Origin of the sequence: Sphingomonas sp. S-NIH.Pt15_0812 (assembly GCF_003951315.1) — a bacterium.
Lineage (GTDB): Bacteria > Pseudomonadota > Alphaproteobacteria > Sphingomonadales > Sphingomonadaceae > Sphingomonas.
This window is the reverse complement of the sequence record NZ_QLJH01000009.1, coordinates 69,996-95,979: the sequence shown is the minus strand read 5'-3', so window position 1 is coordinate 95,979 and position 25,984 is coordinate 69,996. Positions and strand designations below refer to the sequence as shown.

Below are 25,984 nucleotides of genomic sequence, written 5' to 3'. Positions count from 1 at the left end.
GTGGAAACCGACTGGCCGCTGATCGCGGTCCGCCTCGCGCTGTATCTCGCGTTGAGCGGACTGTTCGGCCTGTCGGCGTTCAGCCTCTACGGGCTTCATGCGGGTGAGCGCTCCAATGCGCTTCCCTTGCGCCCCTGGCTTGTCGGCAGTGGTCTTGCCGCGCTCCTGTTGTCCGGGATCGCGCTTGCGCTGCTCGCCGCGGCGATGGCCGGTGCCCCGGCCTGGCCGATCGATCGCGAGGCGATCGGCGTGCTGCTCACCGGGACGGCGACGGGTACGGCGTGGGAGGCGCGGATGGGCGCGCTGGGGCTCGCGTCCGTCGTCGCGCTGATCGCGGCAGGACGGGCGGTTCCGCTCGGTCTGATCGCCATCGCAGGAGGAATCGCGCTCGCAACACTTGCCTGGACGGGTCACGGCGCGATGGATGAGGGGGTGAGGGGCTGGGTCCACCTGCTGGCCGACATCCTGCATCTGCTGGCGGCCGGAGCCTGGGTCGGTGCGCTGCTCGGGCTGACGCTCCTCGTCACGCGCCCTGCCGATCGCATCGACATCGCCCATCTCAGACTCACCCATCGCGCGCTGCACGGCTTCGGGCTGGTCGGCACGATCGTGGTCGGCGCGATCGTCGTCACGGGACTGCTCAATAGCTGGTTGCTGATCGGCATGGGCAATCTGCCGAACCTTCCCTTCACACTCTATGGCCAGCTTCTCCTTGCCAAGCTCGCACTCTTCGGCGTGATGCTGGGGCTGGCCTCCCTCAACCGCTTCCGGCTGACGCCTGCGATCGAGCGGTCGATCGCCACAGGCGATCATCGCGGAGCACTCGGTGCGCTGCGGCGCAGCCTCGCCATCGAGACGACCTGCGCCGTCACGGTCCTGGCGCTGGTCGCCTGGCTCGGCACGCTCGAGCCACCTGCTTCGGCGATGTGAGGGTGGGCGGGCGAAAGTCGCCCGCCCGCCGCTCAGGCGGCCATCTTCTCGCATTCCTCCGCGCAGCGCTCGCACGCGGCGACGCACTCCTCCATGCCATCGAGCCCCTTGCAGCTCGCGGCGCAAGCCCGGCAAATCTGGGCACAGATGCCGCACACGAGCTTATGCTGGTCGGACCCCCGTGCCATGAAGTCGAGCGAGGTGGCGCACATCTGCGCGCAGTCCAGCATGATCTTGATATGCTCGGGCGCCGCGTGCGCGCCGCCCACATCAAGGCAATGCTGGGTGGTCATCGACAGGCAGGTGACATGGCAGCGGTGGCAGGCGTCCATGCACGCCTGCATTTCGGCGGACATTTGGTGATGCATCGTTAGTTCTCCATTTTGGCCCCCGCCAGAATAGATACGTGTGGCGCGCGGTCCGCCCTCACGGGTCTTTACTCGTCCCCGGTTATCTGATCCTCCACTACCTTCGGCATGGGGCTCCGCTTCACCGTCTCGCGCCAAGGGCGCGTCGGTGAAGGAAGCGTGATTCGCAGCGCAGCCGCCCTTCCTCGAACACCATCCATCGTCCTACCCATTTCCCTCGCGATCTTCGCCAAAGGCTGTCTCGCGGCAATCCGCTGACGAAGCTCTGCATCGGTCTCGTTCGTCCAACGCAGCCGCCTTCCTCTTATCGTCATCGCGCGTTCACGGGTGCAGGTGCCCGGCATCTTCGCACGCTTCGGCCGGCGCCTCGGTCTGGATCGTGCAATGCTCGATGCCGAACCGACGATTGAGCGTATCCGCAACCGCTTTGCGGACAGCATCGGCATCTGCGCCCTCGCCGAGGGTGACGTGGGCGGTGCAGGTAATGTCGTCCGACGACATCGACCAGACGTGGAGGTCGTGAACTCCGGCCACGCCGGGAAGCCCGGCGATCCCGGCGCGCAGCTCAGGCAGTTTGATCCCACCGGGGACGCCTTCGAGCAGCACGTTGGTGGTATCGCGGAGCAACACCCAGGTCCGTGGCAACACCCATAAACCGATGCCCACCGCGACGATCGGATCGACCCATGTCCATCCCGTAAAGCGGATTGCAAGCGCGCCCGCGATCACGCCGATCGAGCCGATCATGTCCGCCCATACCTCGAGGTAGGCGCCCTTGACGTTCATGCTGGCGTCCTTGCCCGACGTCAGAAGCTTCATGGATACGAGGTTCACCACGAGCCCGATCGCGGCGACGATCATCATGCCGGTAGACTGGACGGCTTCGGGCTGACGGAAGCGCTGGACGGCCTCCACTAACACGTAGATCGCAACCGCGAACAGCAGCAGCGCGTTGAAGGCCGCGGCGAGGATCTCGAATCTCTTGTAACCGAACGTCCGCTTGTCGTCGGCCGGCTTCTGGCCGAACCGGATCGCCAGCAGCGCGATCACCAGCGCGGCAACATCGGTCAGCATGTGCGCCGCGTCGGACAGCAGGGCGAGGCTGTTGAAGACGAACGCGCCGACGACTTCGGCGACGAGATAGACGGTGGTCAGGGCCAGCGCCCACCCCAGCATCTTGGCGTTGGCCCCGGCAGTGTGATCGTGGGCGTGTCCGCCCGCTGCATGGTCGTGCATCGTCTGGTCTTTCAATGTGCCGGAGCGGGGAGGGGGGGCAGTTCGAGATGGTCACTCGACGGTGCCGACAGCGTGCGCGTGCCGAAGCGCGCGTAGAGCGTCGGCAGCACGAACAAGGTCAGCAGCGTCGCCGAAATCAGGCCACCAATGACGACGGTGGCGAGGGGTTTCTGCACCTCGGCGCCGGCACCGTGGCCCAACGCCATCGGCACGAAACCGAGCGATGCGACGAGCGCGGTCATCGCCACCGGCCTGAGCCTGGCAAGTGCCCCTTGGTGGGCCGCTACAGCCCGATCCACGCCGGCGCGCATCAGGTCGTGGATGGAGGACACCATGACCAGCCCGTTAAGGACGGCGATACCCGAAAGCGCGATGAAGCCGACGGCCGCGGAAATGGAGAAGGGCATTCCCCGCAACACCAGCGCCAGCACGCCGCCCACCAGCGCCAGCGGCACCCCGGTGAACACGATCAGTGCATCGCGCACCGAACCGAGCGCTCCGTAGAGCAACAGCATGATGACGGCGAAGCAGATCGGAACGACGATGGCGAGCCGGTCCCGCGCGGATGCCAGATTCTCGAACTGTCCGCCCCATTCGAGATAGGTGCCGGCAGGCAGTTTCACCTGGGCGTCGATCGCAGCGCGCGTGTCGGCGACGACGCCTGCCACGTCGCGGTCGCGGACATTCGCCTGCACCACGACACGCCGCTTCCCATTCTCGCGGCTGATCTGGTTGGGGCCGTCGACCACGGCGATATCCGCGACCGTCGACAGCGGCACGAAACCGCCGCTGGCGGTAGGCACGGGCACTTGGGCGACCGCGGTCAGGTCGGACCGTGAGCTTTCCGCCATCCGGATCACGACCGGGAAGCGTCGATCGCCTTCGAAGATGACGCCCGCCTGCCTGCCCCCGATCGCTGCGGCGACGGTGTCCTGTACGTCGCCCGCCGTCACCCCGACCCGCGACATGGCGGTGCGGTTGGGGCGGATATCGAGCATTGGCAGCCCCTCGGTCTGCTCGACACGCACGTCTGCCGCGCCTTGTGTCCGGCGCAGGATGCCGGCGATGCGATTGGCGGTCGCGTTCATCTCGCCGAAGTCGTCGCCGAACACCTTGATCGCGATGTCACCGCGCACGCCCGCGATCAGCTCGTTGAAGCGCATCTGGATGGGCTGGGTGATCTCATAGGCATTGCCCGGCAGCGCGGAGAGCCGCTTTTCCAGCCGCTCGACCAGTGCCTCCTTGGACAGGCCGGGGTCCGGCCATTCCCCCTTGGGCTTGAGGATGACGAACGTGTCGGTCGCATTCGCCGGCATCGGGTCGGACGCGATCTCGGACGTGCCGGTGCGCGAGAAAGCGAACCGAACCTCCGGCGCCTTGGCGAGCGCCTTTTCGACCTGGAACTGCATCGCTTGGCTCTGGTCGACCGATGTGCCGGGGATGCGGACCGCCTGCACGAGGACATTGCCCTCATCGAGCTGGGGCAGGAACTCCTGGCCCAGGGTGGTGAAGGCGACGCCGGCGAGCGCCAGCGCGCCGACCGCGACGCCGACCGTCAAGCTCGGCCGCCGCATCGCCGCGTCGAGCCCCGGTTCGTAGCGCTGCCGCAGGAACGCTACGACCCGACTTTCCTTCTCTTCCACCCGCTTGCTGAGCCAGATGGCAATGGCCGCGGGCACGAAGGTCAGCGACAGGATGAAAGCAAAGACGAGCGCGATGATGACGGTGAGTGCCATCGGCTCGAACATCTTGCCCTCGACACCGGTGAAGGTGAGGAGCGGGGCATAGACGAGGATGATGATCGCCTGCCCGTAAACGGACGGGCGGATCATCTCTCGCGCGGACGCAGCGACCAGGCCGAGCCGCTGTTGCATCGTCAGCTCGCCCTCACGGTCATGCTGCGCCTCGGCAAGACGGCGCAGCGCGTTCTCGACGATGATGACGGCACCGTCGACGATCAGGCCGAAATCGAGCGCACCGAGGCTCATCAGATTGGCGGACACGCCGGCTTCCAGCATGCCGATGCTGGTGAGCAGCATCGTGATGGGGATGACGAACGCGGCGATCAGCGCCGCCCGGAAATTGCCGAGCAGCGCGAACAGGACGACGATGACCAGCACCGCGCCTTCGGCGAGGTTGCGGGCAACCGTGGAAATGGTGGAGTTCACCAGCTCGGTCCGGTTCATAACCGGCTTCACCACCACGTCGACCGGCAGCGAACGGCCGATCTGCGTCAGCCGCTCGGCCACGCCCGTTGATACGGTGCGGCTGTTCTCGCCGATCCGCATGACCGCGGTCCCGACCACGACCTCATGGCCGTTCTCGGATGCCGAACCCATGCGAAGCGCCTGGCCAGTGCGAACGGTCGCGATCTGGTTGAGCAGGATCGGCACGCCCTCGCGGGTGGCGACGACGGTTCGGGCCAGCTCGTCGGCATTGCGCACGCGGCCGTCCGAGCGGACGGCAAGCCCTTCGCCGTTGCGGTTGACGACGCCAGCGCCGGCACTGGTGTTGTTGCGGTCGAGTGCCGTCGTCAAATCCTGCAGCGTGAGGCGCATCGCGGCCATCCGCTGCACGTCGGGAACGACGAGATATTCCTTGGTGTAGCCGCCGAGGGAGTCGACGCCGGCAAGCCCCGCCGCGCTCTTGAGCTGTGGCGTGACGATCCAGTCCTGCACGGTGCGCAGGTAGGTCGCCTTGTCCGCCGCGCTGACGAGGTGATCGCCTTCGGGCGTGATGTAGCTGCCGTCGCGTTGCAGCCCGGGTTCGCCGTTGCGATGATGGACCTGATCGAGTTCACGATATTCGACCGTCCACATGAAGATATCGCCGAGCCCGGTCGCGATCGGTCCCATCTCCGGGTTCACGCCTTGCGGCAGGTCTTCCTCGGCAGTGCGCAGCCGCTCCGCCACCTGCGCCCGCGCAAAGTAGATGTCGGTCTTCTCGGTGAAGACGGCGGTGATCTGCGCGAAGCCGTTCCGACTGAGCGAACGGGTATATTCTAGGCCCGGGATGCCGGCGAGCGCCGTCTCGACGGTGAAGGCGACCTGCTTCTCGATCTGATCGGGCGAGAGGGCAGGGGCGACGACGTTGATCTGCACCTGGTTGTTGGTGATGTCGGGAACGGCGTCGATCGGGAGCTGGCGCAGCGCGCCGATCCCGAGCAACGCCGCGGCGATCGTGAGAAGCAGGACAAGCCAGCGCTTCTCGACGGACAGGGTGACGATGCGACCGATCATGGCTCAGTCCTCGTCCTCGGCCGCGCCCTTGCCGAGTTCGGCCTTGAGCGTGAAGCTGTTGGTGGACGCGATCCGCTCCGAGCCGGTGAGACCCGACGTCACGACGACCTGACCGCCGTTGGTCCGGCCGAGTGTCACCGGGGTCGCGCGGAAGCCGGTCGCGGTGCGGACGAAGACGAACGGCTTGTCCTCGATCATCTGCACCGCGGCCGATGGCACGGCGACGGTGCGATCCCCGCTGGCGGGCACGAGGATCGACACATTGACCGTCTCGCCGACCCGCCACGTGCTGCCGGCATTGTCGAGCGTTGCGATCACCGGCACCAGTCGGGTGGTTTCGTCGAGCACGGGCGAGACGAACGTCACGCGACCCTCTTGGCGACGGCCGGACGCCGTCACCTCGACGCGCGCACCCGGCTTCACACGACCCGCATCGTTCGGCACCAGCGACGTCGTGACAGTGACCTTGGAGAGATTGGCGACCCGGAACAGTTCGGCGTCGGCCGCGACCGTCTGGCCGAGCGTGGCGGAGCGCGCGATGACCTGACCGCCGATCGGCGAGCGCACGGCGATGCGGTTGAGCGCACCACCCCCGCTACCGGTCGCCGACAATTGCTGCTGGGCCAGGCGCAGCGCGATGCTGGCTTCCGTGGCGGCCGTGCGCGCGGCGACGAGATCCTGTTCGGGCGATACGCGCTCGGCGAACAGGCGCTGCTCGCGTCGCAGGTTCGATTGGGCGAGGGCGGCGCGCGCGCGCGCCGCTTCTACCTCGGCCTTGAGCGAGGCCGCCTCCCGGCTCTCGATGATTGCGAGCGGATCGCCGCGCCCGACCGACTGGCCAAGGTTGCGGGTCAGCGAGACGAGCCGTCCTCCGACCGCTGCCGACACCACCTGGACGCCCTGCGGGTCGCCCTCGATCGTCGCCGACAGCTCGATCGCGCCTGCTTCGCCGCCCACGGTCGGTCGCGTGACCTCAATGCCGGCGTCCGCGATCTGCTGGGCGGACAGGGTGACGATATCCTTGGGGGCTTCCTTGGCCTTGGCACCTTCGGCCGCCTCTGTCTTCTCGGCGCCGGCACTGCCGCCCGCCTCGCTACCGCCTTTGCCGCACCCAATCAGGAGGATCGCCAATGTCACGGGCGCGAGCGCCCGCACTAAGTTCTTCTTCATCGGTCGTTTTCCTCGAGCGAGGGCGCCGCGGCAACGAGCCGTTCCAGGCGTGCCTTGGCGTCATGATAGGTGGCGAGCGCGTCGATCGCGGCGGTGCGCGTCTCGGACAGGGTGCGTTCGGCATCGAGAAGGTCGAGCTGCCCGAACTTGCCCTCGCGGTAGCCGATCCGCGCGATACGCGCGGCTTCGGTCGCCGATGCGAGCGCCGGTCCGCTGGCGTTGCGGGCGGACGTGGCCGCATTCGCCACCTCGACCTGGGCGCGGGCGATGTCCTGTGCGGTGTCCAGCTCGGCCGCGCGCCGGAGCGCCTGTGCCTGATCGCTCTGCGCGCGCGCCTGCGTCACGCTCGCACGACCACTGTTGAAGAGGGGGATCGGGATCGACACGCCGAACACCGCGGCGACGTCGTTCGTCGCTTCGAGACGCCGCGCGCTGGCGCTGAGCGTCACGTCGGGAATGCGCTGCGATCGGGCAAGCCTGACCTGCGCCTCGGCGGTGGTTGCATCGGCGTGCGCCGCGGCGAGCGCGAGCGTGCCGGCCGGTGCGATCGGCTGCGCCGGCCCATAGCCCTCGATGCGATCGTACCATGCCATGTCGAGCACGCCGGTGACGGGCTGCCCGATCCGGCGCGCCAGATTGTCGCGGGCGACGTCGGCAAGGCGCTGCGCGCGCTCCACCGCGGTCTCGGCGTTGATGCGCAGCACGTCGGCGCGCTGCTGTTCGAGCGGCGAGGCACGCCCGGCCTGCACGCGAACTCCGGCCGCACGCAATGCCTCGCGAGCGATGCCCGCCTGTTCGCGCGCGGTGACGAGACGCCGTTCCGCCGCAGTGGCCTCGATATAGAGTTGGGTGACGGCGAGACGTAGATCGGCCTCGGCAAGGGCCGAGCCGATCCGGGCGCGATTGCCGATCGCGTCGGCGACCGCAATCCGCGCCGAGCGCTTGCCCCCCAGCTCGATCGGAAACGCCAGCCCTGCCGTCGTCTCGGCGCTGCGCACGCCGCGATACTGGCCGCTACCGGCGATATTTTCGGTTTCGGCGACGATCAACGGGTTGGGACGGTAGCCGGCAACGGTGCGACCGGCCTCGGCCGCCCGCACGCCCGCTGTCGCTGCTTCGAGCGTAGGCGCGGCTGCGCCGGCAAGAGTTAGCGCGCGCTCGAGCGTGAGCGGGGGACTGGTCGATGCCGGCTCGGATGATTGCGCGTGCGCGATCGACGCGCACGACGCCACGGCCAAAAAGGCCGCGATAAAACGCTGCATGGGTAACGGACTCCTGACAAACGCTGGATTCCGCGCGGGTGTGCCCGGCGGAGCTTAGACGTCGCTCAGGCTTGGGGCGGTCGCAGCGCCGGGTCCGAAGGTGCGCGCGGCATCGGCCCCTTGTCCCATGCCGACAAGGCTACGCGCATTCCGGTGACGGACGCCACGGGATCGGGCGCCATCGGAACGCCGATATCGTGGCCGTGGCATCCACCATGATGATGCGGATAGCCCTTCTGGCTATCGGCCGGCACCTGATCGCCATCGCCATCGGCATGGCCGATCGCGGTGCCCACGGAAACCTCGACGCCCGGACCCTCGGCCGCATGCGCGACCGATCCGAACCCGAGCGTCAGCACGAGCATCAGACAGAGGAAGAGAGCCGACAAACGGTGCATCGGCCCTGCGCGTAGCAGTTTACCGGCTGCCATGTAATGATCCCTGGAAATCGACGGGCGCGGAAGGCGGGGAGGACCGCAACTCGGCAAGAGCCTGCCGCATGATCTGGATGCCGCCCGACAATCCCAGCGCGGCCATCAGTGCCGCGACGACAAGATCGGGCCAGGCACTGTTCAGGCCGAAGACGCCGCCCGCGGCCAGGACGACGGCGATGTTGCCGATCGCGTCGTTGCGCGAGCAGATCCAGACCGATCGCATGTTCGCGTCGCCCTCACGGAAGCGATAGAGCATCACCGCCACCACAAGGTTTGCGATCAGCGCGGCGATGCCGACGATCCCCATCACCTCGGCCTGGGGCGCGGCGCCGTGGGCGGCCGCCCAGCCCGCAGCGGCGAGAACATAGAGGTCGAGCAGCGCGAGGGTCGCCCCCTTCAACATGGCCGCACGGGCGCGCCACGCTATCGCCATCCCTGCGACGCCAAGGCTGATCGCGTAATTCGCGGTGTCGCCGAAGAAGTCGAGCGCGTCGGCTTGGAGCGCCTTCGATCCGCCGGTGATGCCGGCGACGATCTCGACGCCGAACATGGCGCCGTTGATCGCAAGCGCAATCCACAGCGCGCGCCGCCATTTGGGGTCGTTGAAAGTGCCCGCCTTGTCGGACGCGCAGCTCGTGCAGGCCATGTTTCCGCCACCTCGATAGAATCGATCCGGCAGCCTATATGCACCCTCTAGTCACTAGAGGGTCAAGCGCCATGTCCGGCCAACTGACGATCGGAAAATTGGCCGGGGCGACCGGCACCAAGGTCGAGACGATCCGCTATTACGAGCAGATCGGCCTGCTGCCGGCACCGGCGCGATCGGCCTCGAACTACCGGACCTATGACGCCGCGCATCTCCGCCGCCTGTCCTTCATTCGGCGCGCGCGCGACCTCGGCTTCTCGATCGACCAGGTGCGGGAATTGATGGGGCTTGCCGACCGGCGCGACCAATCCTGCATGGCTGTCGACGTCATCGCCAACCAGCACCGCGATGCGATCACCCACAAGATCGCCGACCTGACGGCGTTGGCCGGCGAACTGGATGCGCTGATCGATTCCTGTAGCCGCAACACCGTCGCCGACTGCCGGATCATCGAAGCCTTGGCTCCAAGCACCTAAGTTGCTGTGACCTGTTAAAGGCATAACACTGGACCAGAGCCATATATCCACTATGCTGGATGTATGGAAAACCAATCTGCCATAGTGGCGCTGGGCGCGCTCGCTCAAGGGACGCGCCTCGACGTGTTCCGCCTGCTGGTGCGTCACGAGCCGGACGGCATGGCCGCAGGCGATATCGCCCGCCAGCTCGACGTGCCGCAAAACACCATGTCGGCGCATCTTGGCATCCTCGCGCGCGCCGGCTTGGTCCGCTCCGAACGGCATAGCCGCTCAATCATCTACCGTGCCGATCTGGACGGCCTGCGCGCGCTGACGCTGTTCCTCGTCAAGGATTGCTGCGCCGGCAATGCGGCGCTGTGCGCGCCGCTCGTCGCCGAACTCACCCCCTGCTGCTGAAAGGACGTCCTGTGGCCGTCGATATCGTCATCTACCACAATCCCGAGTGCGGCACGTCGCGCAACACGCTGGCGATGATCCGCAATGCCGGCATCGAGCCGCATGTGGTCGAGTATCTGAAAACCCCGCCCACACACGCGCTGCTGGTCGAGTTGATTGACCGAGCCGGCATGACGCCCCGCGAGCTGCTGCGCGAGAAGGGGACGCCCTATGCCGAGCTGGGCCTGGGCGACACGTCGCTGTCCGACGACGCGCTGGTGGACGCGATGATGGCGCATCCGATCCTCATCAACCGGCCGCTGGTCGTCTCGCCACTCGGCGTGAAGCTCTGTCGGCCGTCCGAAGCCGTGCTCGATCTGCTGCCGAGCGATCAGCTCGGCGCATTTGCAAAGGAAGACGGCGAGCAAGTGGTCGATGCCTCGGGCCAGCGCGTCGCCTGATGCTCCTTGCCGTCCTGATCTTCGTCGCGACGATCGCGCTCGTCATCTGGCAACTCAAGGGACTCGGGATCGGATGGAGCGCGATGGGCGGGGCCGTCGTGGCACTGCTCGCGGGCGTCGTCACGCTCTCCGATGTGCCGGTGGTGTGGGGCATCGTCTGGAACGCGACGGCCGCGTTCGTCGCGATCATCGTCATCAGCCTACTACTCGATGAAGCCGGGTTCTTTGAATGGGCGGCGCTCCACGTCGCCCGCTGGGGCAGAGGGCACGGTCGCCGGCTGTTCGTCCTGATCGTGCTGCTCGGCGCGGCGGTGTCGGCGCTGTTCGCCAACGACGGCGCGGCGCTGATCCTGACGCCGATCGTCATCGCCATGTTGCGGGCGCTGGGGTTCAAGGACAAGGCGACGCTGGCGTTCGTCATGGCGGCCGGGTTCATCGCCGACACTGCCAGCCTGCCGCTGGTCGTGTCGAACCTCGTCAACATCGTGTCGGCCGACTTCTTCAAGATCGGGTTCGGCGAATATGCAGCCGTGATGGTGCCGGTCGATCTGGTGTCGATCGCGGCCACGCTGGGCGCGCTGTTGCTGTTCTTCCGGCGCGACATACCGGCGGACTATGACGTGGGGGCGCTGCGCGCGCCGCGTGACGCGATCCGCGATGCCGCGACGTTCCGCGCGGGCTGGATCGTGCTGGCGCTGCTGCTCGCCGGCTTCTTCCTGCTTGAACCGCTCGGCGTGCCGGTCAGCGCCGTGGCCGCTGCCGGCGCGATCCTGCTGCTGGTGATCGCGGGGCGGGGCCATGTGATCCCAACGGCCAAGGTGCTGCGCGGCGCGCCCTGGCAGGTCGTGATCTTCTCGCTCGGCATGTATCTTGTCGTCTATGGCCTGCGGAACGCCGGCCTGACCGACCATCTGGCGGCGCTGCTCGATCGTACCGCGCAAGGCGGCGAATGGGGTGCGGCGCTGGGTACGGGCGTCATCGCGGCGGTCCTGTCGTCGGTGATGAACAACATGCCGACCGTGCTGGTGGGCGCGCTCTCGATCGACGCTACCCACGCCACTGGCGCGATCAAGGAAGCGATGATCTACGCCAACGTGATAGGATGCGATCTCGGCCCAAAGCTGACACCGATCGGGTCGCTTGCAACGCTGCTCTGGCTCCACGTCCTCGGCCAGAAGGGCGTTCGGATCGGATGGGGCTATTACTTCCGGGTGGGCGTCACGCTAACCGTGCCGGTCCTGCTCATCACGCTCGCGGCGCTGGCATTGAGGATCACGATCCGATGACGGCACTGATCTACACCGGCGCGGCGCTCGCGGAGATCGCCGGATGCTTCGCCTTCTGGGCCTGGCTACGCATGGGAAAGTCGCCCGTGTGGCTGGCACCCGGTATTGTCTCGCTGATCCTGTTCGCATGGCTCCTGACCCGGGTGGAAAGCGACGCGGCAGGCCGGGCCTATGCGGCCTATGGAGGTATCTACATCTGCGCGTCATTGCTGTGGCTATGGAGCGTCGAGGGCGTTCGGCCCGATCGATGGGACGTGGGCGGTGCCGCCCTGTGCCTTGTCGGAACCTGCGTCATCCTGCTCGGCCCGAGGGGAGCATGACGATAGTGAAAGCCTCTTGATGCCGCTCCGCACCCTCACTGAATCCGATACCCTGCCGGCGCTTGATCCCGCCTATGTCATCCGGCGGCCAGCGCTGGGGCTTGGCCCGCTCGATCCCGCACCGCGTATCCTCCTGCTCTACGGGTCGCTGCGTGAGCGATCATTTTCCCGGCTGTGCGTCGAGGAAGCGGCGCGCCTGCTCCGGTTATTCGGCTGCGAAACGCGCATCTTCGATCCATCGACCCTGCCGCTGCCCGACCAACATGCCGGCGACGACCATCCGGCCGTCCACGAGCTGCGCGAATTGTCTCTATGGTCGGAGGGTCAGGTGTGGTGCAGCCCTGAACGTCACGGGCAGATCACCGGCATCATGAAGTTGCAGATCGACCATTTGCCGCTGTCGATGGGCGGGATGCGCCCGACGCAGGGGCGCACGCTGGCGGTCATGCAGGTGTCGGCCGGATCGCAGTCGTTCAACAGCGTCAACACGCTGCGCGTGCTGGGCCGCTGGATGCGGATGCTGACCATCCCGAACCAGTCGAGCGTCGCCAAGGCGTTCAACGAGTTCGATGACGCCGGGCGGATGAAGCCGTCGAGCTACTATGACCGGATTGTGGACGTGATGGAAGAACTGGTGCGGTTCACGGTACTGCTGCGCCCGCACGCCGCCCAGCTCGTCGACCGCTATTCCGAACGCAAGGAAGCGGGCACGCCGATCGACACGGCGACCGATCTGTCGAGCATCGCGACGGCCCGCCCGCTCACAACACGTGATTAGACGCCCTTTCAAGAGCGACGATCAGCCAGACGGTGCGGGTGTTCGCTGCATCGACCCTTGGAGAGGATGCCGGTGACGGTGCGATTGGCAGCACGGTCGGCCGCGATGCGCCGGTCTTAGTTGGGTAGGTGCTCGATGGTCTTCGATACATCTAGAATCAAAAAAGAACAGGTCCCAAATTCATGTCGGTTTTTTTAAATCGATTCCTTACGGAAAAGGGACCGGCACTGTGAGGTAATCCAAGGGTATACCCAAAAGGAACCGGCGAATATCCACAATTGGCAGGATCGTAGCGGTATGGCACGCAATGTCATTTGTGACATTAAAATATGAAAGGGCGTAATAGCAACATAGTTGTCATGTGTGAACGCTTCAGCTATGTTGCGTCACCGTGGTACATCAAGGCTAGTGTGCTAACATGACCTTGCAAATTAACATTACGCCTAACGGGCGCATGAGTCTGCCGGCGGACGTCCGGAAGCGCCTTGGCCTGAGTGGCGGTGGCGCAGTCTATCTCGACGAGACGGAGGACGGCGTGGTGTTGCGGACGGCAGGCCAGGCTGTGGCACGCGCCCAGGTTCTGGCCAAGCAATACACCGGCGGTAACCCTGACGCATCCGTGGACGCATTTCTTGCCCGACGTCGGGAGGAGAGCGGCGAATGAGCGTGGTGCTGGACGCGTCTGCGATCATTGCCATGCTCAAGGGCGAACGCGGCGCGGCAAAGGTCGCGGCGGAGATCGGTGGGGCGCGTGTGAGCAGCGTCAACTATGCCGAGGTCGTCAGCCACTTCGTCCATGCCGGCATGCCCGAGCGCGAAGTCGATGCGATGCTCGATCCGTTGCCGCTGACGGTCGTGCCGGCCGACAAGGCGCTCGCGCAGATTGCCGGGCGGTTGCGGACGGCAACAGCCGAGGTGGGGCTCAGCCTTGGTGACCGTTTCTGCCTGGCACTCGCGCGGCGCGACGGTCTGCCCGCATGGACCAGCGACCAGAACTGGAAGAAGATCGCCGACGCCGTCGAGGTCAAGGTTGTCGCGATCCGCTGACTTCGCACGGTCAAGGGTTAGGGGAGCGGGTAGGGGGCTCGGCTCGACTGCCATGGCCCACACCGCCAGAAGGTTTCGATGCTACGCCTGATCCACACAGCAGACTGGCAACTCGGCAAGCCATACGGCCGCTTCGACAGCGACGTGCGCGCTGCCCTCAGCGAAGCCCGGTTCGACGCGATAGACGCGATCGGCAAGGCGGCAGCGGAGCATGACGTCAGGCACGTACTGGTCGCCGGCGATGTGTTCGATACCGAAGGACCAGAAGACCGCGTGATCGTGCAGGCGGTATCGCGGATGCAGCGCTATGCCTGTACCTGGTGGTTGTTGCCCGGCAACCACGACTTCGCACGCAATAGCGGCTTGTGGCATCGTGTCCGCGCCAAGGGCGCCGCCAATATCCGCATCCTCGCCGAGCCGGTGCCGCGCGAGTTGGAGCCCGGGCAGTGGCTGCTGCCGGCACCGCTAACCCACCGGCACAATCCCGACGATCCAACCGCGCTGTTCGACACGATGGAGACGCCAGGCGCGAACTTGCGCATCGGTCTCGCTCACGGCTCGATCCGCGACTTCTCGTCGCGCGGCGAGGCGCAGAACCAGATTGCGCCTGATCGCGCTCAGCGCTCTGGCCTCGACTACCTCGCGCTCGGCGACTGGCACGGGAGCCTTCGGGTCGATGCGCGCACTTGGTACTCAGGCACACCGGAAACCGACCGCTTCCAGCGCGACGAGCCGGGCTATGCGCTCCTCGTGACGCTTGAGCCAGGGGCGGAGCCGTCGGTATCGCCGATCCGCACCGGCAGGTTCCAGTGGCTGATGCGTTCGTGGACGATCGCCGACGCGGAGGGCTTTGCCGCCGAATGTGACCGGCTGCTTGCACAAGTCGAACCATCGGCAACCCTCTTGCAGCTCTCGCTCTCAGGGATCGTCAGTTTGTCCGATCGTATCGCAATCCTTGCGCGCCTCGACAATGACCTGCGCCATCGCCTCCGCCATCTGGCGGTCACCGCCGACGATCTCGTCGGTCGGCCAAGCGACCAGGACTTGGCAGACCTGCAGGTCGAGGGGATGATCGGCACGGCCGCGGCCAAGCTGATGAGTATGATCGAGGCTGGTGGCAGCAACGGCACCATCGCCAGGCGGGCGCTCGAGCGTCTGTTCGTGGAACATCAGCGTGGGCAGGACGCGGCATGAGCCTTCGGATCCGGCGCATCGCGCTTTCAAACTTCCGCAAATACCGCGATCCCTTCGTGCTCGACGGGCTGACCGATGGGCTCAACGTCATCATTGAGCCCAACGAGACCGGCAAGTCGACGCTGCTGGAAGCGATGCGCGCGGCCTTCTTCATCCGGCACAACACTGCCAACCGGCTTGCGCGTAGCTATGCGCCTTACGGTGAGGCCGTCGCCCCGCAGATCGAGATCGGCTTCGAGGCGAAAGGTGAGGCGTGGGCGGTCAGCAAGCGCTTCCTGAAAAGTGCTTCGGTTGAGGTTCGGGGACCAAACGGGCGTGCGCAGGGCGAGGATGCCGAGGCGCAGCTGCAAGCACTGCTCGGTGCGCGTCGCGACACCAGCCAGGGCGGCGATGCGGCCGCGCACGGCGCACTCGGCCTGCTGTGGGTCGGGCAGGCGCAGGCGCTTGAAGTGACGGCGCCGGGCGAGATCGTGCGCGACAGCGTTCGCGCTACGCTGGAAGCTGAGGTTGGCACGATCATGGGCGGTGCCGCCTACCAGCGCGTGCGTCCCCGCATCGACAGCCAGTACGCGGAATACTGGACCAACAGCGGTCGGCCGACCGGTCGCCAGACTGCGGCACGCGACGAGCATGACGCAGCACAACGCGCCGCGAGCGAGGCGGCAACTCGGCTTGCCGCACTCGAGCAGGGCTTCTCCGACGTCGAGGCCGCGCGGGCGCGGCTGAAGGTGCTCGATCGCGATCTTGCCGATACCACCGATGCTGAGCAGCGTCGGGCGCTGGTAGGCCAGCTCGACGTGGCGCGCTCTGCCGCTCAGCTGCTCGATACACGCCGCGCCGAGCAGGGCCGCCTTGTCGATCGTGTCAGGGCCCTTGAGGATCTCGCATCACGCCTCGCAACCGCCCGCAAAGCTGTCGTCGACACGGCTACGGCGCTGAACAAGGCACGGGATAGTCGATCGGGCTTGGTCGGGCAGCTGGCCGCCGCGCAGGAACGAGCAACGACAGCCCGTGAGCTGCTAACTCGTGCTCGTGACACTCGGCGGACCGCTCACGCCGCACTTGACGCTGCTCGGAAACGGGCTGCGGAGCGCGAGCGCCGGGGGGCAATTGGCGAGGCACGACAGCGATATGTCGAGCTGGTTGCGCTGGAGGCCGAATACGAAGCGACGCGCCAGTTCGCGACTGCGATGATCCCCACCACCGTCATCAAGGCCCTCGAAGAACGTGAACGTACCGTGGACAAGGCGCGGGCGGCCGTGGATGCCGGTGCGACGCGGATCGAGTTCGCCGGCGATCTCAGCGGCCTGATGATCGACGGATCTGTGGCGGAGCGTGGAGACCGGATGTTGTCTCGCGAGACGCGCATTCGACTGGGCGATGCCGAACTGATCATCCGTCCGCCGGTCGGGCTGCAAGGCGCCGAAACGGTACTCGCCAATGCGACCGATGATCTGAATGCAGCCTTGGCCGAGCACGGGGTGGCGAGCGTCGCTGCGGCTCGCGCTCGTAACCAGGCCGCGCGAGACGCGGTCGCCAACCTTCGCACGGTTGAAGCGCGGATCGCCGGGATCACGCCTGCCGTGACGCTGCTCGGGATCAAGGCGGGTGCGTCGGCCCTGAAGCTCTTCATTGCCGAAATGGAGGAAGGCGCGGAAGGGCCGGAGAGGGATGAAGAAGCCGATGTCGAGGCATTGACGATTGCAGCGGGTGAGGCGGATACGGCCCTTGCAAGGGCGGAAGGTGTCGATGCGGTGGCATCCGAGCAGTTGCGCGAAGTGGAGGCGCGCAATGCTCCATTGATGGTGCAGGAGGCTGGCGCCGAGCGGGATGCGCTGAACGCTGCGGCACACCTTGCGACCTTGGAAGCCAGGCCCGAGGTGGCCTCGCTTGACGATGCTTTGCGCGATGCGCGCCAGCAGGAGGCGGCAGCGCTCGTCAACCTGCAGGATGCCGAGCGTGCGGCGACGGCGCACGACGTTGTGACGATCGAACGGCAGATCGGACTGGTGGACAAGCGGGTCGAGGTGGCCCGGGCCCAGCGTACCGACCTAGAAAAGGTGATTGCCGGGCTCGAGGCGCGGATCGAGGCGGAAGGCGGCAAGGGGCTGGCCGAACGCGCCGCAGTCGCGCGTGAGGAGGCTGAAGCCGCAGCTGCCAACCTGGCACGTGTGACGCAGGAAGCCGAAACGCTGAAGCTGCTTCGCGACACGTTGGAGAACGCGCGCGCCGAGACGTCACGGACGTTCGTCGGGCCAGTGGCGCGGCGTGCACGCCGGCACATCGAGCGGCTGCTGCCGGGCGCTGACCCCAGCTTTGGTGACGACCTTGGCCTGGCGTCGATTGCGCGGGGCGGATTTGGCGAGAGTTGCGGCGATCTCTCTAGGGGCACGCAGGAGCAGTTGGCGGTTCTAACCCGGCTTGCCTTCGCCGACATGCTCCTCGAGCAGGGAATGCCAGTATCGCTGATCCTGGACGACCCGCTTGTCTACTCAGACGACACCCGCCTCGACCTCATGACCGAGATCCTGACGGAGGCGGCAACACGGATGCAGGTCATCCTGCTCACCTGTCGTGATCGCGCCTTCCGCCACCTTGGCAATCGGATCAGCCTAAAAAGCGGAGTGGAGCGCAACGGAGATTAGCGATTTTCCGGCTTCGAGCAGCTCTCCGCGAGAACCGCACCTTTGTTCAGCGGGTAGGCGAGGCTGGTTAGGAGCCCGCGTCGGGGGACAGCAGTCTGTTCGCACTGGACCGCCTGCGTCGCAACCCCCTTGGAAATTGCGGTCACGCTTTTCGGCAGTGTGACCTCAGGTGGCTTTCCACCGTTCCGCCCTCGTCCCGTCGCTAACAGCGCACCCCCAATTCCTTGATTGACAATGAATGACCGGGAGCATGAACTCGGGTCATGGGAGTCATCACGAACATCAAGTCGTTGAATGGGATGGGGATCTACGCGGACCGTAGCCCACGCTCGCCGTCTCTGCAGTTCCGGCGCTATAATCTTGTTTACGGCTTCAATGGATCGGGGAAGAGTACCCTCTCCCGTCTGTTCGCAAGCCTCGAGGCCGGTGAGGCCCACCCAAAGCTCCCGGAGGGGGGCGCGTTCGAGATCACGCTGGAGGACGACACGGCGTTCGGCTGCCCGACCAGGCCGAATGGGTTGGAGCAGCGCGTGCTGGTCTTCAATTCCGATTACATCGAGCGAAACCTGCAGTGGGCCGCCGGGCGAGCCAATCCCGTCTTCTACATCGGTGCCGATCAGGCGGAGGCAGCCGCCGAACTCACGAAGATCGAGGGGGACATCGTAAAGGCCGACACGAGGAAGGCGGCGGCAGCCGCAGCGGAGAGGGCGGCCGATAAGATGTTCGCCAACTTGAAGAGGGAACGCGCCAAGTCGATTGCTTCCCGCCTCCACCTGGGCAACCGCAAGTATGAAGCACCAAATCTCGCGAGGGATTACGAGGCGTGGAAGGACGATGATCGACCTGCATTGACGGACGACGAGCTGAAGGCGGCCGAGGACATCCGCCAGATGGACGAACCGATGCCTCGCCTCGAACCGGTTTCATTCGACAAGGGGACGATCGAAACGGCCTATCGCTTCATTGCCGAGGTTTGCGGTCAGTCGCTCTCAACAGTCGCGCTTACCGAGGTGCAGGAGCACCCAGACATGCTCCTATGGCTGAAGGAGGGGCATGAGTACCACCAGGCTCACGGCCTCGCCGATTGCCTCCTCTGCGGCAATTCGATTTCTTCCGAGAGACGGTCGCTCCTGACCAACGCTTTGGATGACAGTGTCAACGCGTTCGTGACCCGACTGACCAAGACTGACGAGAGGCTCAGAACGCTGCTTCAGTCATTGGGCCAATTGGAAGTTCAGCTGCCTGCCGCGGGCGATCTCGTGGCGGAAGTCAGGTCCAGCTTCAAGGATGTCAGAGAAAGCGTCGCCAAGGAGGTTCACGTTCTCGTGGAGCAGCTTGGAACGCTGCAGACGGCCCTTATGGCGAAGCTGGAGCGGCCGGCGACGCCTGCTGACATGTCAGCCGTCATCCCGGAACGGGATGTGGTTGCCACCGCCGAGCGGTTGGCTTTGGGTGTAACGATGGCCAACGAGGCGATTGCAGGTCACAATCAGTCCGTCGTCGACTTCGTCCAGCACAAGGAGGCGGCCGAAACGTCGATCCGGCGCCATTTCGTCGTCGAGGGTCGCGGCGACTACGCGCAGGCGGTTGCGGAATTGGCCCAGGCGTCGGACAAGCTGAAGGACGAGATCGATAGCGCGGCAGATTTGCGGAGGAAGGCAGGCGAGCTGCGCGAGCGCGTCCGGACGCACGGACCGGCTGCCGGCGTGATCAACAAGCTAATCGCTGCATACCTCGGCCACGGCGAGCTGACGATCGCCCCGGTAGAGCAAGGTTACGAACTGCAGCGGCACAGCCGACCGATCAGCGGAGTCCCGAGCGAAGGCGAGAAGACCGCGATTGCGATCTCATACTTTTTATCTTCAATCGCAGCCGACAATCGGAAGCTGAAGGACGTCATTGTAGTCGTGGACGATCCCGTTTCCAGCCTGGATACGAAGGCATTGAATTTCGCATGCTCCCTCGTGAGAACCCGGCTGGAAGGAGCCTCACAGGTCTTCATCCTCACCCACAATCTTCAGTGCATGAACGAGTTCAGGAAGGCCTGGAAGAGCAAGGCCAAGCCGCGGCAAGGCGTGGATCCGACCGCCACCTTCCTTTTCATCGACGTCACGGTCGCGGAAGGGCAGGATCGACGCACATCGACCATAGTAGAAATGTCGAAGCTGCTTCGCGAGTACGACTCGGAGTATCACTTCCTGTTCAGTCACGTGCTGCGGTTCGTGGATAGGCCGGACGCCTACGACGATCATGGCTACATGATCCCCAACGTGCTCCGGCGCGTGCTGGATGTGTTTCTTGCCTTCAAATGTCCGGGGGGCGGGGGGCTTCCAAGCCAGCTTGAGAAGCTGTGTAAGGATTATCCGACGCTCGACCGGGAGAAGCTGGCCGCGCTCGAACGTCTCACCCAGGTCGAGTCCCATTCTGACAACGTCGACGACCTGCTGTCGTTCTCGACAATGACGCTGGAAGAAACCCGGGGAGCGGCGATCACGCTTTTCGCCATGATGGAGGAGGTCGACGCTAAGCACCTAGTACGGCTGAAGAGCCTTTGCGGCTGATTGGCACGGCTGACGTCGGGGATTGAGTCCACGCAGCCGTGGTTTTCTAGAGTTTTACCAAAAAGCTACTGTGGCTGTTGAAAAGTCCTACTGAAGGCTGCCGCTCGTCTGTTGAAATCGCCTTTTTGGCTTATGCGAGAGGTTTGCTTACCCGGTTCCACCTGAGACATCGGGAGCCGCCTTGGGGTCGGGATCCTGCGCCTTGCCGGTTGCGGGTGCCGCCTTCTGGCTCGGCATAGCGGTAAGATAGGCGACGATCGCGGCTACGTCCTTTTCGGCCACCGGCGCCTTGTACACCTCGCGCATCTTGGTGACGGTCGCCTTCCACTGATCCGCTGATAGCGATGGCTGGGTCAGCGCCATGCTTGCCGAGTGGCACGAAGTGCAGTTGGCGTTGATGACGTCGGCGTGCGGACCATCGGGGTAGGTCGCGTCATCGACCGGCAGGTCGACGCTGGTCGAGGCGAGCGAAAAGCCGTGGGCTGAGACGCTGGCGGGCGGCGCCGGCTCGGATGTCTCGGAGATCGGGGCAGGCGCCTTGCGGCTGCTCGGCGCACCGATCGAGACCAGGATAATGCCGGTCAGGCCGATCAGGCCAGCGGCCATGATGCCGGGAGACGGGGTCTTCATGCTACTCGCTCCTCAGGCCGCGATGATGGTGGTGGTCTCGATGTTGCCGCGCATGAACCCGCCCGGGTTCCAGATCGGTTTCATCGGCTGGGCGACACCGTTGGTATTCCAGCAGCGCACCATGATCGGGTTGGGCCCGCGCCGGAGCGGCACCCGCCCGTCCCAGCGGCGAAAGCTGTACCTGCCCTCGTCCGCGCCGAGCGTAGTCTTATACCACGTCCGGCCACCGTCCGACGATACATCGACCTTGGCGACGCCGCAGTCGCCGCCCATCGCGATCCCGCCGACCGGGATCGACGCCTCATAAGCTATCGCCTGGCCATCGGGCAGGCTGGTCATCCAGCTGCGCGGGATCATGCGATTGATGGGAACGGTCGGAAAGTCCTTGGCACCGGGCGCGACATTCGCGCCGGGCGTCGCCGGTATCTTGTAGGCCTTGGCCATCCAATACTGGTCGTCAGGGCCGGGCAGTACCTCAATCGAGTTCAGCATCTTGACCCAATAGGTCGAGTACCAGCCCGGCACGATCAGCCGGCAGGGAAAGCCGTTGAGGAGCGGCAGCTGCTCGCCGTTCATGCCGAAGGCGATCATCACCTCGCCGTCGCGGGCATGGTCGATGTCGAGCGCCTTCTCGAAGTCAGGGGCGCCAGCGACCACCGGCTGATCGAGAGCGCCGAAGCGCACCTGTACCGCGCCTGCCTTGACCCCGGCGAGATTGAGCACGTCGCGCAGGCGCACGCCGAGCCATTTGGCGTTGCCCATCGCGCCGTTGCCCCATTGTGCGCCGGCGACACGCGGCTGGAACAGCCCACGGCTGTTTCCCGAGCATTGGTTGACCGCCGCCATCTCGACCCGCGGCAGGCGCAGCAGCTGGGCGAGGCTGATCGACAGCGGTCGGTTGACGTGGCCGAAGACGTTGAGGCGGAAAGTCTCGACATCGATCGAGGTCGGGATGTCGGCCCAGTGCCAGCGGACGAAGAACTGGTCGTTGGGGGTGAACACCGACTTGTCGAACACGTCCATCGGCGTCTCCAGCAAGGGCGGATGGACACGCTGGAGGATCATGCTGCCCTTGCCGGGAAAGGCGCTGGTCATCGGCCGTTCGGAATTGCCGCCAGGCAGCTTCAGGTCGACGAGCTGCTGCGCCAGCGCAGGTGCTGCGGCAAGGCCGGCGCTGCCGAGGGCGGCATGCCTGAGAAAGCGGCGACGGCTGGTCTCACTCGCCAGCCCGGCGTCGAAATTGTCCATGACAAGGCTCTCCTGTGGCCAGCCACGCTGGCGGATCGAAGGGGCGTTCTGCAAGTGATCGGACCGACTGATCCGATCACCACAGCGGATCAGTTCGGGGTGGCGATGCAGGGCGAGACGAACAGGTTGCCCCGCCATGCACCGGCTAGCGTCTTGGCACCGACCAGCAGCCACATCGCCGCGAGCGCAACCGTCAGCACCGTGCCGACGATACCGAAAAACATCAGGTTCAGCGTCGTGCCGAGGCGGAAGGTGGCGACGGTGTAGACGCCGAGCGGGAAGGTGTAGCCCCACCAGCCGAGGTTGAACGGCACGCCGGCGCGCCAGTAGCGGATGGTGATGAGCGTCGCGAGCGCCAGCCACCACAGGCCGAAACCCCACAGGCAGAGCCCGGCGACGACGCCGATCCCTTGCGCGACGGTACCGACACCGGCCAGCCCGTGCGCCGCGAGGATCGCCGGCGCATCGGCCCCGAGCACCAGCATACCCAGCGCCCCGGTGCCGATCGGCCCCAGCGCCAGCCAGGAGGATGCCGCCATGCTCTCATGCGGCAGCTTGTGGAGCGCCATGCGCAGGATCAGGATGGCGAGGATGCCGAACGCGACCGGCACCGAATAGGCCCACAGCACATAGGATGTCGCAAGGGTCACCATCTGCGCGTGAGGATCGACCAGATGCGGCGCGAGCAGCCCGCCGCTGGCACCCGCCACTTCGGCAGCGACGACCGGCAGCAGCCATACCGCGGTCATGCCGTCCAGGCTGTGCTCGTGGCGGGTAAACATCAGGTACGGGATGAGCACGCCGCATGCGAGCGACATGGCGACGTCGATCCACCACAGGACGTGTGCGACCGGCACGATGCCGTTACCGAACCGCGCGATCCCGAAGGCGAGGCATCCGTTGATGATCGTCGCCAGGCCCATCGGGATGGTCCCGATGAACATAGACACGGTGTTGTGCCCGAAGATGCGCCTCGCCTCGTGCCCGAACATCACCCAGCGCGCGCCATAGAGGCCGGCGAACAGCGCGAAGAGCGCGATGTTGAAGAACCACAACATCTCGCCGACCGGCTTCAACGCAGTTCCGATGCCGGGCACCTGCGGCAGCGCGAGCGCGAGGATACCGGTGCCCATCGTCGCGGCGAACCAGTTGGGCGTGAACTGGCGGATCATCTCGCGCGGATGGTCAAGCCGGCTGAGCGGCTTGAGGCCGGTCAGGACCGAGGGGGTGTCGGCAGTCATGCGACCTGCTCCTTGATGAGGTCCGTCAGCGCGTCGGCCGCGCGGGTGCGATAGCGTTCCTTGTGGCGCAGCGCGTGAAAGGCGCGATCGGGCAACCCAAGCGGCAGCTCGACCAGATCGCCGGCCTTAAGCGCGCGTGCGACGACCAATCGCGACAACACAGCGACGCCGGCACCGGCCTCGACCGCGGTACGCACCGCCTCGTTCGACGGCAGCGTCATCGCTACCGTCAGCTGAGCCGGATCAAACCCGCGCGTTCGCAGTACGTCCTCGAAGGTCGAGCGCGTGCCCGAACCCTGCTCGCGGACGATCCAGCGTGCAGCGCGCAGCCAGGCATCGTCGATGCGTTCGGCTTCCTCGCGGCCGACCAGTACCATCGGGTCACGCCCTACGATCCAATGCGCCAGCGCCGGTTCGTCCACCTCGCCCTCGACAAAGCCGAGTTCGGCCGCGCCGCTCAGGACCTGCGCTGCTGCACCCTCAGTGTTGTCGATCGCCAGCTCGACCGCGATCTGCGGGTGGCGTTCGTGGAAGGCGGCGAGCTTTGCGGGCAACCAGTAGCTCGCGATCGTCTGGCTTGCGACGATCCGCAACGATCCACGCGCAAGCCCGGCATAGTCCGCCAGCATCGTCTCGGCATGCGCTGCCCGCCCCAGCACCGCGCGCGCTTCTTCCAGAAAGCCTCGGCCTGCCTCGGTCAGCTGGATGCCACGCCCGACGCGGTGGAACAGCGGAACGCCGTAGCGCGCTTCGAGGGCCGCAACCGCGCCGGAAGCAGCGGACTGCGTGACGTTCAGCGCCTCGGCCGCACGCGTAACGTGTTCACGCTCGGCCACGCCGACAAATATTCTCAATTGCTCCAGCGTCATGATCAATCTCCTGACGCCGATGTTAGGCTTGATTAAACAATCTATCCATCTCGTTGATCGGTTCGTTCCGATCGAATTTCATGATTAATTGCGTACCGTGGCAACTGCGCGGTCGAGCATCGCCCGGTCGATCGCGCCTGGGATCACCAGCTTGCCGATGACGATCCCCGGCGTACCCTGCAGGCCGTAGGAATGCGCCAGAGCGTCGGTTTCGCGCAAGGTCGCATCGATCGCGTCTTCCCGCGAGACGAGATCGCGACGAAGGCGGTCCATATTCAACCCGGCATGCGCCGCAGCTTGCGAGAGATCGTTTACGCTCATCTCCTTCGGTGCAGCCATCAGCGCATCGTGAAACGCAGCGTGGCGGCCTTGCATCGCGCTGGCGATCGCCCAGCGCGCTGCCTCCTTGGACGCCGAACCCAGAACCGGCCAGTCACGATAGACGATGCGGACATTTGGGTTGTCGCGGCGGAAGCCATCGAGCACCGCATGGAACGCGCGGCAATGCCCACATCGGTAATCCGAAAAGACGCTGACGACGGTTGTGGCGTCACGGGGGCCAGCGATCGGCACGTTCGCGTCATTTGAGGATATTGCTGACGGGACGATCGCTTCGCTGCACGCGGTCGTGAGTATTATCGCGCAGGCGGCCAGGGCTTGGGTCAACGTAGGCATGACGATGGCCTAGCCGCCGATCGCGTCAAAGGTCCAAACAGGATCGGTGATCGTTCCGATCGGCCTGCGCCGCACACGACGTTCGGCCATCTAGATCAACGGCAATGAATTGACCCGCATGACCGCGCCGCGGCTGATGGCTCCCGCCTTTGCGCCCGCCTGGCGGGCAGGACACTTGCCTATTTGCCAGATGACGGAAGGGCCGAACGATGCCCAGATCGTTAATGCCGTCAACTCTATATTAACGATGCTCGACGTCGAGCTGGTCGGCGCGGAGAGGATGATTACGCGCTACTCCTACCATCCCGCCAGTCTGAATCGAGCAGATGAGGTGTCCTAAGGGACGCTGACTATAGGGATCAATCAAAAATGATGATGGCACGTGTGCCGCCTAGTCGTCGAAACGTGAGCCGCATTCTACCAGTTCGCTCGTCAAATATATTCTTGTGCCGGGTTCATGTCTTGAGGCAAAAAATTGTGCTGTCTTGCTTGTAATATGATCCGCTTCGCAACGTGTATCTCACTTCCTATGAGAGAGGATGGCCGAGATGCTCAGTTAAAGCAAAGCGTCGATGATCGTCGTACTCGGCTTGTCGAACACTGTAAAACCTAATGCTCGTTCGTCATCCGAATAATGGCGGTGTGGCTTCATTCGGGTCGCAAACTACATGCCCCGCATCCGCATTTTCCCCATGGAATACGAACGCTCCCTGACCGAAAATAATTCCGGGTAGCAGCTTCATTGCCGCCAAACTTGTCAGACCCCGCGCGTATGGATCACTGTCACACGTTCATCGGTCCAATGGTTGAACATGGCCGCTACAATCGGCTGGCCGGAATGATGGGCGATAATTGATCACGATTGTGTATTGAAACCATCGTGACCACGCGTT

25 protein-coding genes are annotated in these 25,984 nt (G+C 65.3%); 13 read left to right on the top strand and 12 right to left on the bottom strand.

Annotated features, from left to right (window positions below; translation table 11 throughout):
• Nucleotides 1-930: a copper homeostasis membrane protein CopD gene (copD, locus tag BRX43_RS08165; RefSeq protein WP_125994358.1), complete on the top strand. Its 930-nt coding sequence runs from the start codon at nt 1-3 to the stop codon at nt 928-930.
• Nucleotides 931-962: 32 nt separating this feature from the next.
• On the opposite strand, the gene BRX43_RS08160 is transcribed toward copD, so the two are convergent.
• From BRX43_RS08160 to BRX43_RS08130, 7 genes are all read right to left on the bottom strand, one after another.
• Nucleotides 963-1,298: a four-helix bundle copper-binding protein gene (locus BRX43_RS08160; protein ID WP_125994357.1), complete on the bottom strand. Its 336-nt coding sequence runs from the start codon at nt 1,296-1,298 to the stop codon at nt 963-965.
• Nucleotides 1,299-1,619: 321 nt separating this feature from the next.
• Complete coding sequence (locus tag BRX43_RS08155; protein ID WP_125994356.1) at nt 1,620-2,534, bottom strand: cation diffusion facilitator family transporter; 915 nt, start codon at nt 2,532-2,534, stop codon at nt 1,620-1,622.
• A gap of 11 nt (nt 2,535-2,545) precedes the next feature.
• Nucleotides 2,546-5,773: a CusA/CzcA family heavy metal efflux RND transporter gene (locus tag BRX43_RS08150; protein WP_125994355.1), complete on the bottom strand. Its 3,228-nt coding sequence runs from the start codon at nt 5,771-5,773 to the stop codon at nt 2,546-2,548.
• A 3-nt stretch (nt 5,774-5,776) separates the two neighbouring features.
• Entirely contained in the window at nt 5,777-6,943 is a 1,167-nt protein-coding gene (locus BRX43_RS08145) for an efflux RND transporter periplasmic adaptor subunit (RefSeq protein WP_125994354.1), read from the bottom strand.
• Nucleotides 6,940-8,205 carry a TolC family protein gene (locus BRX43_RS08140; RefSeq protein WP_125994353.1) on the bottom strand — a complete coding sequence of 422 codons (1,266 nt, stop codon included), beginning with the start codon at nt 8,203-8,205 and terminating at the stop codon, nt 6,940-6,942. The genes BRX43_RS08145 and BRX43_RS08140 overlap by 4 nt, the downstream gene beginning before the upstream one ends.
• Nucleotides 8,206-8,270: 65 nt before the next feature.
• Nucleotides 8,271-8,570 (bottom strand): hypothetical protein, encoded by a 300-nt coding sequence (locus BRX43_RS08135; RefSeq protein WP_206433152.1) that lies wholly within the window; start codon nt 8,568-8,570, stop codon nt 8,271-8,273.
• 52 nt (nt 8,571-8,622) lie between these two features.
• Nucleotides 8,623-9,285 (bottom strand): cation transporter, encoded by a 663-nt coding sequence (locus BRX43_RS08130; RefSeq protein ID WP_125994351.1) that lies wholly within the window; start codon nt 9,283-9,285, stop codon nt 8,623-8,625.
• Between the two features lie 71 nt (nt 9,286-9,356).
• Between BRX43_RS08130 and BRX43_RS08125 the strand changes: the two genes are divergently transcribed.
• From BRX43_RS08125 to BRX43_RS08075, 11 genes are all read left to right on the top strand, one after another.
• Entirely contained in the window at nt 9,357-9,761 is a 405-nt protein-coding gene (locus BRX43_RS08125) for a helix-turn-helix domain-containing protein (protein WP_125994350.1), read from the top strand.
• Nucleotides 9,762-9,824: 63 nt separating this feature from the next.
• The gene (locus tag BRX43_RS08120) at nt 9,825-10,157 is read left to right on the top strand and encodes a metalloregulator ArsR/SmtB family transcription factor (RefSeq protein WP_125994349.1); all 333 of its coding nucleotides are present in this window, start codon (nt 9,825-9,827) and stop codon (nt 10,155-10,157) included.
• Between the two features lie 11 nt (nt 10,158-10,168).
• The gene (gene arsC / locus BRX43_RS08115; protein WP_125994348.1) at nt 10,169-10,597 is read left to right on the top strand and encodes an arsenate reductase (glutaredoxin); all 429 of its coding nucleotides are present in this window, start codon (nt 10,169-10,171) and stop codon (nt 10,595-10,597) included.
• Nucleotides 10,597-11,883, top strand: a complete 1,287-nt coding sequence (locus BRX43_RS08110; RefSeq protein WP_125994347.1) for an arsenic transporter — start codon at nt 10,597-10,599, stop codon at nt 11,881-11,883. The genes arsC and BRX43_RS08110 overlap by 1 nt, the downstream gene beginning before the upstream one ends.
• Entirely contained in the window at nt 11,880-12,203 is a 324-nt protein-coding gene (locus BRX43_RS08105) for a YnfA family protein (protein ID WP_125994346.1), read from the top strand. Before BRX43_RS08110 ends, BRX43_RS08105 begins: the two co-directional genes overlap by 4 nt.
• A 19-nt stretch (nt 12,204-12,222) precedes the next feature.
• The gene (gene arsH / locus BRX43_RS08100) at nt 12,223-12,981 is read left to right on the top strand and encodes an arsenical resistance protein ArsH (protein WP_125994345.1); all 759 of its coding nucleotides are present in this window, start codon (nt 12,223-12,225) and stop codon (nt 12,979-12,981) included.
• Between the two features lie 418 nt (nt 12,982-13,399).
• Complete coding sequence (locus BRX43_RS08095) at nt 13,400-13,645, top strand: AbrB/MazE/SpoVT family DNA-binding domain-containing protein (RefSeq protein ID WP_125994344.1); 246 nt, start codon at nt 13,400-13,402, stop codon at nt 13,643-13,645.
• On the top strand, nt 13,642-14,028 hold the full coding sequence (locus BRX43_RS08090) for a type II toxin-antitoxin system VapC family toxin (protein WP_125994343.1): 387 nt from the start codon (nt 13,642-13,644) through the stop codon (nt 14,026-14,028). The genes BRX43_RS08095 and BRX43_RS08090 overlap by 4 nt, the downstream gene beginning before the upstream one ends.
• A 78-nt stretch (nt 14,029-14,106) precedes the next feature.
• Nucleotides 14,107-15,222 carry a DNA repair exonuclease gene (locus BRX43_RS08085; RefSeq protein WP_125994342.1) on the top strand — a complete coding sequence of 372 codons (1,116 nt, stop codon included), beginning with the start codon at nt 14,107-14,109 and terminating at the stop codon, nt 15,220-15,222.
• Complete coding sequence (locus tag BRX43_RS08080; RefSeq protein ID WP_125994341.1) at nt 15,219-17,867, top strand: AAA family ATPase; 2,649 nt, start codon at nt 15,219-15,221, stop codon at nt 17,865-17,867. Before BRX43_RS08085 ends, BRX43_RS08080 begins: the two co-directional genes overlap by 4 nt.
• Before the next feature lie 263 nt (nt 17,868-18,130).
• Nucleotides 18,131-20,428, top strand: a complete 2,298-nt coding sequence (locus BRX43_RS08075; protein ID WP_125994340.1) for an AAA family ATPase — start codon at nt 18,131-18,133, stop codon at nt 20,426-20,428.
• A 147-nt stretch (nt 20,429-20,575) separates the two neighbouring features.
• Here the strand turns inward: BRX43_RS08075 and BRX43_RS08070 are convergent, their stop codons facing one another.
• From BRX43_RS08070 to BRX43_RS08050, 5 genes are all read right to left on the bottom strand, one after another.
• A complete protein-coding gene (locus BRX43_RS08070; RefSeq protein WP_125994339.1) occupies nt 20,576-21,058 on the bottom strand; it encodes a hypothetical protein in 483 nt (160 codons plus the stop codon).
• Between the two features lie 12 nt (nt 21,059-21,070).
• Nucleotides 21,071-22,306 (bottom strand): molybdopterin-dependent oxidoreductase, encoded by a 1,236-nt coding sequence (locus tag BRX43_RS08065; protein ID WP_125994338.1) that lies wholly within the window; start codon nt 22,304-22,306, stop codon nt 21,071-21,073.
• 89 nt (nt 22,307-22,395) lie between these two features.
• Nucleotides 22,396-23,547, bottom strand: coding sequence for a TDT family transporter (locus BRX43_RS08060; RefSeq protein ID WP_125994337.1), 1,152 nt, complete (start codon nt 23,545-23,547; stop codon nt 22,396-22,398).
• Entirely contained in the window at nt 23,544-24,416 is an 873-nt protein-coding gene (locus tag BRX43_RS08055; protein WP_061781373.1) for a LysR family transcriptional regulator, read from the bottom strand. The genes BRX43_RS08060 and BRX43_RS08055 overlap by 4 nt, the downstream gene beginning before the upstream one ends.
• A gap of 84 nt (nt 24,417-24,500) precedes the next feature.
• A complete protein-coding gene (locus BRX43_RS08050; RefSeq protein WP_164523562.1) occupies nt 24,501-25,082 on the bottom strand; it encodes a DsbA family protein in 582 nt (193 codons plus the stop codon).
• 127 nt (nt 25,083-25,209) lie between these two features.
• Between BRX43_RS08050 and BRX43_RS08045 the strand changes: the two genes are divergently transcribed.
• Nucleotides 25,210-25,431 carry a hypothetical protein gene (locus BRX43_RS08045; RefSeq protein ID WP_061781375.1) on the top strand — a complete coding sequence of 74 codons (222 nt, stop codon included), beginning with the start codon at nt 25,210-25,212 and terminating at the stop codon, nt 25,429-25,431.
• Nucleotides 25,432-25,984 lie beyond the last annotated feature (553 nt).